The 7,772-nt window shown below is 64.8% G+C and carries 8 protein-coding genes; 5 read left to right on the forward strand and 3 right to left on the reverse strand.

The annotated features are described in order from the left end of the window. The 3 genes from cysC to IC50_RS20175 form a co-directional block, all read left to right on the forward strand. Positions 1–1,138 (forward strand): adenylyl-sulfate kinase (gene cysC / locus IC50_RS20165; RefSeq protein WP_035708587.1); only part of this gene is annotated, 1,138 nt, incomplete at its 5' end. 380 nt (positions 1,139–1,518) lie between these two features. Further along, on the forward strand, positions 1,519–3,684 hold the full coding sequence (locus tag IC50_RS20170; protein WP_035708590.1) for a malate synthase G: 2,166 nt from the start codon (positions 1,519–1,521) through the stop codon (positions 3,682–3,684). 170 nt (positions 3,685–3,854) lie between these two features. Beyond that, entirely contained in the window at positions 3,855–4,055 is a 201-nt protein-coding gene (locus IC50_RS20175) for a CsbD family protein (RefSeq protein WP_008546815.1), read from the forward strand. 65 nt (positions 4,056–4,120) lie between these two features. Here IC50_RS20175 and IC50_RS42525 read toward each other — a convergent pair whose 3' ends face one another. From IC50_RS42525 to IC50_RS20190, 3 genes are all read right to left on the reverse strand, one after another. After that, positions 4,121–4,276, reverse strand: a complete 156-nt coding sequence (locus tag IC50_RS42525) for a Thivi_2564 family membrane protein (protein WP_008546817.1) — start codon at positions 4,274–4,276, stop codon at positions 4,121–4,123. Between the two features lie 247 nt (positions 4,277–4,523). Beyond that, a complete protein-coding gene (locus IC50_RS20185; protein ID WP_035708593.1) occupies positions 4,524–5,168 on the reverse strand; it encodes a DUF2865 domain-containing protein in 645 nt (214 codons plus the stop codon). Between the two features lie 16 nt (positions 5,169–5,184). Further along, entirely contained in the window at positions 5,185–5,961 is a 777-nt protein-coding gene (locus tag IC50_RS20190; protein WP_035708596.1) for a L,D-transpeptidase, read from the reverse strand. A 210-nt stretch (positions 5,962–6,171) separates the two neighbouring features. Here IC50_RS20190 and IC50_RS20195 point away from each other — a divergent pair, with 210 nt between their 5' ends. Then, complete coding sequence (locus IC50_RS20195; RefSeq protein WP_035708599.1) at positions 6,172–7,284, forward strand: AI-2E family transporter; 1,113 nt, start codon at positions 6,172–6,174, stop codon at positions 7,282–7,284. A 78-nt stretch (positions 7,285–7,362) separates the two neighbouring features. Beyond that, positions 7,363–7,734 (forward strand): DUF883 family protein, encoded by a 372-nt coding sequence (locus tag IC50_RS20200; protein ID WP_035708602.1) that lies wholly within the window; start codon positions 7,363–7,365, stop codon positions 7,732–7,734. The last annotated feature ends 38 nt before the right edge of the window (positions 7,735–7,772 follow it).

Consider the following 7,772-nt stretch of genomic DNA (forward strand, 5'->3'; position numbering starts at 1 on the left):
CATTGCCGGCGACGAGATCGTGATCATGCCGGCCGGCAAGATCGCCAGGATCAAGACGGTCGAAAGCTGGCCGATGACGCCGGTCACCATCCGCCAAGGCGCCGGCCGCTCGGTCGGCATCACGCTCGACCGAGAATTGTTCGTCGAACGCGGCGACATCATCGCACATGCTGGCAGCGCGCCGCGCGAGACGCGGCGGCTGCGCGCGCGGATCTTCTGGCTGCACGACAAGCCGCTCGCCAAGGGCGACCAGCTCCTGGTGCGCTGCGGGCCGAAGGAAAGCCGCGCCACCGTCGTCGCGATCGAGAAGGCGGTCGATCCCGGTGAGCTCTCGAGCACCGAGAACAAGGCGATCGGCCGCAACCATGTCGGCGAGATCGACATTTCGCTGTCGAACCCGATCGCCACCGATCCCTACACCGAGAACCCGCGCACCGGCCGTCTCGTCATCGAAGTATCCGGACGCATCGCCGGCGGCGGCCTGGTGCTGTCGGTCGATGCCGGCCAGCGCGCCGTGCCCGTCGATATCGTGCCGGTGGAATCGGCCCTGCGCCCTGACGAGCGCTCGGCGCGCTACCGCCACAACGGTGCCGTGGTCTGGCTCACCGGCCTGCCGGCCTCCGGCAAGTCGACGCTGGCAAGAGCGCTGGAGCGACGGCTCTTCGCCAATGGCGGCTCGCCGATCCTGCTCGACGGCGACACGCTGCGTGCCGGGCTCAACAGCGATCTCGGCTTCTCCGCTGCGGACCGCAGCGAGAACATCCGCCGCCTCGCCGAGGTCGCGACCCATCTCGCCCGCAACGGCCATATCGCGATCGTCGCCGCCGTCTCGCCCGCGCGTGAGGACCGCGCCGCCGCGCGCCGCATCGCCGACAGCGCGTTCCGCGAGATCCACGTCGCGACGCCGGCCGGCGTCTGCGAAGAGCGCGATCCCAAGGGCCACTACAGGAAGGCGCGCGCCGGCGCTCTGGCTTCGTTCACCGGCATCGCCAACGACTACGAGAAGCCCGAAGCCGCCGAGCTCGTGATCGACACGTCGAAGCGAACAGTGGCCGAAGCGGCGGACGAGATCGAGAGGATGCTGAAGACATCAGGCGTGCTGTTCGACCAGGTGGTGGATCTAGCGGCGAATATTTGAGGCGCGCCCCATCCGCTGGCACTGCTACGTTCCCTCCCCCCTTGCGGGGGAGGGTTAGGGAGAGGGGTCCACACGGGGACTCTCTCCGTCAGTGCAAACAGTTTCGTCGTCAATTTCGACACACCTTTTCCTGGGCTCCCCCTCTCCCCGCAAGGGGGGAGGGAGCGCACTTGTGCGCGTGGCGCGAAGCCGGACTTGATCGTTTGCAAATCGCGCCAAACCCATACCTGTTCTTGACATTTTGACAAACCCCTGGGGGTCTTCTCACCGCCCCGATTTTGGGGCTAATAGGCCTCCGAAAGCCGCCCCCTGTGGGTGCATTTTGCTGCTGTCGGGTCAAAAGCAGCCAAAAACAGCCATTTCCAACAAGAAAGCCCATCATGAAACGCGTCGACGCCCACGGATTGAAGATCGCCCCTGTTCTGTTTGACTTCATCGCCAAGGAAGCGGCCCCGAAAACGGGAATCGCGCCGGATGCGTTCTGGGCCGGGGTTGCCGCCATCATCAAGGAGCTGGGGCCGAAGAACCGGTCGCTGCTCGCATTCCGCGACGCGCTGCAGGCCAGGATCGACGACTGGCACCGCGCCAACAAGGGCAAGGCGTTCGACCTCGACGCCTATACCGCCTTCCTGAAGGAGATCGGCTACCTCGTCCCGGAGCCGGCGACGCAGAAGGTCGAGACCGCCAATGTGGACGAGGAAATCGGCAAGATCTGCGGTCCGCAGCTCGTCGTGCCCCTCACCAATGCGCGCTACGCGCTGAACGCGGCGAATGCGCGCTGGGGTTCGCTCTACGACGCCTTCTACGGCACCGACGCGATCCCCCACGATCCCTCGGAGACCGGCAAGGGCTACAACAAGGCGCGCGGCGACAAGGTGATCGCCAAGGCAAAGGCGTTCCTCGATACCGCCGCGCCGCTCGCGACCGGGAGCCACACCGACGTCACCGCCTACAGCGTGGTTGCGGGCCAGCTCGCGGTGAAGCTGAAGAGCGGCAACGCCACCGCGCTGAAGAACGCGGCACAATTCGCCGGCTTCCAGGGCGATGCGGCCGCACCGAGCGCGGTGCTGCTCGTCAACAACGGCCTGCATGTCGAGCTCAAGATCGACCGCAGCAGCGCCATCGGCAAGGACGATCCGGCCGGCGTCGCCGACATGATCATGGAAGCCGCGGTCTCCACCATTCTCGACATGGAGGACTCGGTCGCCGCTGTCGATGCCGAGGACAAGGTGCTGGTCTACCGCAACACGCTCGGCCTGATGAACGGCACGCTGTCGGCCGATTTCGAGAAGGGCGGCAAGACGCTGACGCGCTCGCTCAACGCCGACCGCAGCTACAGGACGCCCGATGGCAACGGCGAGCTCAAGCTCCACGGCCGCAGCCTGCTCCTGATGCGCAATTGCGGTCACCACATGTTCACCGACGCGGTGCTGGACGAGAAGGGCGAGGAGATTCCGGAAGGCCTGCTCGATGCCGCCGTCTCCGGACTGCTCGCCATTCACGACCTCAAGGGCAACTCCAAGGTCAAGAACAGCCGCACCGGATCTGCCTATATCGTCAAGCCGAAGATGCATGGCCCCGACGAGGTGTCGCTGACCTGCGAGCTCTTCGACCGCGTCGAGAGGATGCTGGGCTTGCCGGAAAACACGCTCAAGGTCGGCATCATGGACGAGGAGCGGCGTACCACCGTCAACCTCAAGGCCTGCATCCAGCGTGCCTCCAAGCGCATCATGTTCATCAACACCGGCTTCCTCGACCGCACCGGCGACGAGATCCACACCTCGATGGAAGCGGGCCCGATGATCCGCAAGAACGAGATGAAGGCGCAGGCCTGGATCAAGGCCTATGAGGACTGGAACGTCGACATGGGCCTGACCTGTGGCCTGCCCGGCCATGCCCAGATCGGCAAGGGCATGTGGGCCGCGCCGGACAAGATGGCGGACATGCTGGCGCAGAAGCTCGGCCATCCGCAGGCCGGCGCCACCACCGCCTGGGTCCCCTCGCCGACCGCCGCGACGCTGCACGCGCTGCACTATCATCAGATCAACGTCGTCGCGCGACAGGAGGAACTCACCAAGGGCGGACCGCGCGCAAAGCTCTCGGACATCCTCACCATTCCGGTGTCGAAGTCGAACTGGGCGCCTGACGACGTCAAGCAGGAGATCGACAACAATTGCCAGGGCATTCTTGGCTATGTCGTGCGCTGGATCGACCAGGGCGTCGGCTGCTCCAAGGTGCCCGACATCCACGATGTCGGCCTGATGGAAGACCGCGCCACCTTGCGCATTTCCAGCCAGCATCTCGCCAACTGGCTGCACCAGGGCGTGATCACCGAGGCGCAGGTGACGGAATCGCTGCAGCGCATGGCCGTCGTCGTCGACCAGCAGAACGCGGGCGATCCCATCTACAAGCCGATGGCGCCCGCCTTCGACGGCGTCGCCTTCAAGGCGGCCTGCGACCTGATCTTCAAGGGTCGCGCGCAGCCGAACGGCTACACCGAATACATCCTCACCGCGCGCCGCCGCGAGGCCAAGGCGCTCGGCTGAAAAGGCGCTTGGCCGACAAGGCACTTGGCCGAGCTGATCTGTTGAATGTCAAAAGCCCCGGCCAGCGCCGGGGCTTTTCGTTGTGCACCCGTAGCGCGGACGAAACGTCGCGAGGCGGAACGGCTGCGCACGCTTGACGTTGTCCAGCCATAAACCAACGGGAGATGGTCATGGACTGGAATCGGATCGAAGGAAACTGGAAGCAGTTCAAGGGCTCGGCCAAGGAGAAGTGGGGCAAGCTCACCGACGATGACCTTCAATTGATCGAGGGCCGCCGCGAGCAGCTCGAGGGCCGGCTCCAGGAGCGCTACGGCAAGGCCAAGGACCAGGTTCGTCAGGATGTCGACGACTGGCTGAAGTCGCTGCACTAGCGCTGCACGAACGAAGCCCCGGCTCACGCCGGGGCTTTTGTTTTGAGGTGTAGCCCGTATCTTCGCTAGAACACCGCGAGATATTTCAGCAGCGACACGATGCCGATAATGATGACAATCACGCGCGCGATCTGCTTGGCGCGGCCGTCCATCGGCAGCATGTTGATGAGATAAAGCACGAGAATGACGACGAGAAAGGTAACTAGTACGCCCACCAGCATTGCAGAACCCCCTTCAGGCTAATTGCAAACGCTGTTCTCAACGCGCTGCGCTCTGGCCGGTTCCATTTCGGCAACCTGCTGCAACCCCTCGCGAATCCGTCATCCTACGATCGGCCGAGCCACCTGTGATTTCATACTTCCGACGGGGTTGCGACTGCCATCGCTGGTCCGGATCTGCGTGCGCCCGCGGCGAGCCTGTCTGGAGACGACTGCTTGTCGGGCGACGATCTGCTTCGTTACAGCGCCCCTACTCCTTCGCCACCACCGGGACCTGGCGGAATTTGGCGCGCACCGACTGCGGCAGCGGCGAAAAATTCATCGCGACGCCGCGGCGGTCGTTGGCATTGCGGCTGGCGACCACGAGGCCCTCAGCGCCGGCGACGATGTCGCCTTTGCGGAGGGTGGGATCGTCCTCGATCTTGACTGATGCGAGCCCGACCGGATCCTTGCCGTTGCAGGTGCAGCCCGCGACGATCTCGTTGCGATAGCGGTACGCGTTGGGCAGATCGGAATAGGATTTTCCCTTGTCCGTCGTGGCATCATCGATGTTGCCGCCATAGACCAGCGAGGTCTCCGACGCCGGACAGAAGCTCTTGCAGGATTGCGCCTTGCTCTCGGCATCGGTGCCTTGCGCCGGGAAGTAGCGGCCGTCACAGCCGCGCACGCAATAGGCCATGCCGCCGCCAGAGGAGGCCCGCTGCCGTGGCGCGTCGTAGCGCGGCATGTCGTCATTCGGGAACGGCATCCGGATCTCCGGCGGCGGCCGCATCCGGAAACCCCCGAACAATGCCGAGAAGAAATCCTCTGCATGCGCCGACGGTGCCGACACCAGACCGGCCGAGGCCAAGATCGCCGCACCGCAAACCACTTTGCCAACCAGGCGTCTGTTCATATGACCTCGCTCACTCTCAGTTCACGGCCGACGTCGTGACGTTCAACGCCTGCCGGCCTGACGGCAGCGTGCTCGCGGCCGGGCGCTTTCGCGCTGGATCTACGCCTTTGGCCATCAGCGGCGCGTTCTTTGGAAGCACCACGACCTTGGCGCCGACATTGACCCGATTGAACAGGTCGATGACATCCTCGTTGGTCATGCGGATGCAGCCGGACGAGACGAATTTGCCGATGGTGGAGGGATCGTTGGTGCCATGGATGCGGTATTCGCTCGAGCCGAGATACATCGCACGCGCACCGAGCGGGTTGCCGGGACCGCCGGCGACGAAGCGCGGCAGGTAGGGCTGGCGCGCGATCATCGCGGCCGGCGGATGCCAGTCCGGCCATTCCGCCTTGCGGCTGACGTTCTGCACTCCCGACCAGGTAAAGCCTTCGCGACCGACGCCGACGCCGTAGCGGATCGCGCGGCCGTTGCCGAGCACGTAGTAGAGATAGGTGTTGTTGGTATCGATCACGATCGTGCCGGCCGGCTCGCTCCTGTCGAAACTGACGATCTGCTTGCGCAGCCGGTCGGGGAGCTGGGCGTCCTCGTCGTCGGCCGCCTGCGGCGCCTCGTTCACGTAGCCCTGCGAGTAGCCCTGGTCCTGCGGGTACGCCCACGGCTGCATCGGCGCATAGCCGAAGGTTTGCGCGCTCGCGCTGCCCAAGGGCAATGCGAACAGAGCGGTTGCGAACGCGAATGCGGTGACGATGCGCGGCGAGAAGCTGCGACGGAATGCAAACGACTTTGTCATGTGCTGCCCCGTTGGATACGTGCATCAGGGTGATGCGCTGCTGAACAAACTCCGCCGGCTGGATCGAAGTTCCGGCGCAGCATGCGGCGGCGACGTCACAGTCAAGCGAGCAGCTATTCACGAAGCCGCGACGGAACCGGCACGCAGGTTCGCGCGTTGGCAAGTTGTCAATGGGCGCGCGGATCGCGGTTTCCGTGCGGGAGAGATATTGTGCGCGTCCTTCCCAGCGAACGTCTGATTTCCGGCAACAGCGAAGGCCAACCGCTTCCCGACAGCCATGCCGAGCTGCCGCCGGTGATACGCCGCACCGAATTCGTCGCGTTCGCGCTGGCCGGCCTCTTGCTGATTGCGATCGTCGCCGTGCTCTATGTCGGCAAGGCGTTCTTCCTGCCGGTGGTGATGGCATTCGTCACCGGCACCATGCTGTCTCCGGCGGCGAGCTTCCTCGAACGGAGCAAGGTTCCGCGCGGGCTCGGTGCCGTCCTGATCGTGGTCGCGGTGACCACGGTCGTCGCATTCGTCGTGGCGCTGATCGCCTCCCCCGCAATGGAATGGAGTACGCGCCTGCCGGAGCTCGGCGCGCAATTGAGGGACAAGCTGCACGTGTTCGACCGGCCACTGGCACTGTGGCGCGAGCTGCAAACCATGGTCGGCGGCTCGGAAGGACTGCCGAATTTCCAGATGCCGAAATTCGATTGGGTACAGCCGACGCTGGAATTCCTATCGCCGACCTTCACCGAATTCCTGTTGTTCTTCGTGACCCTGATTCTGTTCATTGCGAGCTGGCGCGACCTGCGCCGGGCGCTGATCATGACTTTCAGCGACCGCGACGCCCGGCTACGCACGCTTCGGATCCTCAACGAGATCGAGGTCCATCTCGGCAACTACCTCCTGACCGTCACGGTCATCAATGTCGGCGTCGGCATCGCCACCGGCATCGTCTGTGCTGTCACCGGCATGCCCAATCCGGCCGGGCTCGGCGCGCTTGCGGCGACCCTCAACTTCATCCCGATCATCGGGCCGATCGCGATGTTCGCCGTGCTGGTCGTGGTGGGGCTGGTCACCTTCCCGACCATCGGCGGCGGACTGATGGCGGCGCTCGCCTTCGGCGGCATCACCTTCCTGGAGGGACATTTCGTCACGCCGACCATCATCGGGCGGCGGCTGGCACTGAACGCACTCGCGGTGCTGCTCGCGCTCGCATTCTGGACCTGGCTCTGGGGGCCGATGGGCGCCTTCCTGTCGTCGCCGCTCCTGATCGTCGCGCTGATCCTCAAGGAGCATCTGTTGCCGACGGATGCGCCGCAGCTTCCGCAGGACTGACCCGTTTCCGTAAACGGAACTTACCCGGCGACGAAACGTTCTCCGCCCATCTCAGCCGTCAACCGTTCGGAGCTCCTGATGTCCACGACCAATGCCGAAGCCGGGATGAGAGACTGGACCGACAAAGCCACCAGAGAACGCCTCGAGAAGGATGTAGCAGCCGTGAAAAGCGATATCGCCGCCCTCACCGACCAGATCACCGACGCGCTCAACACCTTTGCCAATTCCACGAGCAGGCAGGCTCGCCGCGGCTATCGCCAGGCGCGCGAGAACGTGGATACCGCGATGGACGACATGTCGGAGCGCGGCAGCGCCATGATGGAGGCAGCACAGGACGCCTACGGCTCGATCGAGGAGACGCTGGAAGAGGCGATCACGCAGCGGCCGCTCGCGACCGTCGGACTGGCGCTCGGCATCGGTTTCCTGATCGGCGCCGCCTGGCGTCGGTAAGGTCGCCAACGCGCATCGAAACGGCGGCGGCGCGCCGC

It is taken from the genome of Bradyrhizobium genomosp. I (2014) (genome assembly GCF_000261685.1).
In the GTDB taxonomy this organism is placed as follows: Bacteria; Pseudomonadota; Alphaproteobacteria; order Rhizobiales; family Xanthobacteraceae; genus Bradyrhizobium.